At 73.9% G+C, this 1666-nt stretch carries 1 protein-coding gene; it reads right to left on the reverse strand.

Annotated features, from left to right (window positions below; genetic code table 11):
• Positions 1 to 1597, reverse strand: a 1597-nt coding sequence (locus tag NBZ85_RS30900; protein WP_308205247.1) for a non-ribosomal peptide synthetase, incomplete at its 3' end; no start/stop codon positions are given.
• Positions 1598 to 1666 lie beyond the last annotated feature (69 nt).

The raw sequence follows: 1666 nt of genomic DNA on the forward strand, positions 1-1666 counted from the left end.
GTATAAGAGACAGGGCCGGGTCGGTCGGGCGGGCGGGGTCGGTACTGCGCGCGGCGTCGGCCTGGTCCACGAGGGCGAGCAGGCCGGCCGCGGTCGGGCGGGCGTACACCGTGGACATCGCGAGCTCCACGCCGAACTCCCGCGCGACCCCGGCCACGATCCGGACCATGCTGAGCGAGTGGGCCCCGAGTGCGAAGAACGAGTCGTCGGGTTCGACCGGGGTTCCGTCGAGCGCGTCGCTGACCACGGCGCAGATCCGCTGCTTGCGATCGGTCGCAGCCGGCCGATCACCGGACGCCCCGAACGCCCCGGGTGCGGCGGACGGCGAGGACGAGGCGGCCGCAGCGGTGCCGGCCAGCGCCACCAGCGCCGCGTAGTCGATCTTGTCTCGGTCGGTGCGGGGGAACGACTCCACGGGGAACAGCCGTGACGGCACGGCCACCGCGGGCAGCGTCTCGTTCAGGCGCCGGCGCAGCCGCGTCAGATCCGGTGGGGAGAGCGTTCCCACCGGCAGCACGTAGCCGATCAGCCCGGCGGACTCGGGATCGTAGACGGCCACGGCGTCGCGCACTCCGGGGCCGGCCAGCATCGCCTTCTCCACCTCGGCCAGATCGACGCGGAACCCGCGCACCTTGACCTGCCGATCGAGGCGGCCGAGCACCACGTACCGGCCGTCGGGAAGCCGGCGGGCTCGATCACCTGTCCGGTAGCGGCGGCCACCGTCGGGACCGGTGAAGAAACCACCAGAGGAACCTTCGGGCAGGCCGAGGTAGCCGGCGGCCACGGTGGGTCCGGAGATGACCAGCTCGCCGTCCTCGCCGAGCTCGACCGGACATCCGTCGGGATCCTCGATGCCGACCTGCACGCCGGGCAGCGGGCGGCCGACCGAGACGATCGCGTCTGCGGGTGCGGGTGCGGGTGCGGGCACCGTCGGGCCGGCCAGCTCCTCGGTGGTGGCGACGATTGTGGTCTCCGTGGGCCCGTACACGTTGACCAGCCGGGTCGCCGATCCGGCTGTGAGCCGGCGCCAGTCCTCGACGCGCTGCCCTCGCGGTCCCTCCCCGCCGACGGTGACCAGGCGCAATGACGGCGGCAGGACCAGCCCGTCACGAACCATGCCATCGACGACCTCGTGCCAGTACGCGGTGGGCAGCGAGAGCACGGTCAGGCCGAGCTCGGCGGCGCGGGCCAGCAACCGGGCCGGGGAGGAGATCATGTCGTCGTCCCGGACCACGACCGTCGCCCCCGCCGCCAGCGTCGTGAAGATCTCCTCGAGGCTGACGTCGGCGGTGGCCGGGGCGAACTGCAGCACCCGGTCGTCCGGGCGCAGCTCGTACACGTCGACCAGGGCCGTGATCACGTGGCACAGCGCCGCGCCGGGGATCGCCACCGGCTTCGGTCGCCCTGTACTGCCCGACGTCATCAGGACGCAGGCGATGTCATCGGGCGCGCCGGGGCCGGCGGCCGGCGGAGGCACGCTCCGGCCGGCCCACCCACGGCCCAGGCCAGCCTCCCGGCCCAGGCCAACCTCATCGTCCAGGTCAACGCAGCGCCACGCGGTGTCGGCGAACCTGGGATGCCAACGGCGGGGCGCCATGACGACCCCAACGCCAAGCTCGGCGGCCCGGACCAGCGCCTGCGCCGGCGGGGCGGGCACGTCGTGGGG

The sequence above is a fragment of the Frankia tisae genome (assembly GCF_025403405.1).
In the GTDB taxonomy this organism is placed as follows: domain Bacteria; phylum Actinomycetota; class Actinomycetes; order Frankiales; family Frankiaceae; genus Frankia; species Frankia tisai.